Below are 544 nucleotides of genomic sequence, written 5' to 3'. Positions count from 1 at the left end.
TCCCAGCAGGAGTAGCCACGGATGCCACGGGCAATAACAACGCTGCCGCCACCACATTAACCCGTACTGTTGACAGTGTAGCTCCCACAGTAGCCCTGACTTCGGCAGCAGCAGCCACCGTCAACGCACCGTTTGCCGTCACCGCCACCTTCAGCGAAAGTACCACCAACTTTATCGCCAGTGATATCAGTCTCACCAACGGCACTGTCAGCGGTTTTAGCGGTTCTGGGACTACCTATACTTTTACCGTCAACCCCACGAGTCAGGGAACTGTCACGGTGGATGTCCCAGCAGGAGTAGCCACGGATGCCACGGGCAATAACAACGCTGCCGCCACCACATTAACCCGTACTGTTGACAGTAGTGCCCCTACCGCCGCCACTTTCACCCCAGTTGATAACGCCACCAGCGTGGCTGTGGGCGCGAATTTAGTCGTCACCTTGAGCGAAGCTGTACAAAAAGGCACTGGCAATCTGGTTATCAAGAAAGTCTCGGACAACTCAATTGTCGAAACTATTAATGTGACGGCGGCTAATGTCACCGT

General features: G+C 54.8%; 1 protein-coding gene. It reads left to right on the top strand.

The annotated features are described in order from the left end of the window. Positions 1–544, top strand: a 544-nt coding sequence (locus QUB63_RS20550) for an Ig-like domain-containing protein (protein ID WP_332947179.1), incomplete at both ends; no start/stop codon positions are given.

This window comes from Microcoleus sp. ARI1-B5, from assembly GCF_036705795.1.
Lineage (GTDB): Bacteria > Cyanobacteriota > Cyanobacteriia > Cyanobacteriales > Microcoleaceae > Microcoleus.
Note: the sequence above shows the minus strand (reverse complement) of the source record. Positions and strands in the feature narration are given on the sequence as shown.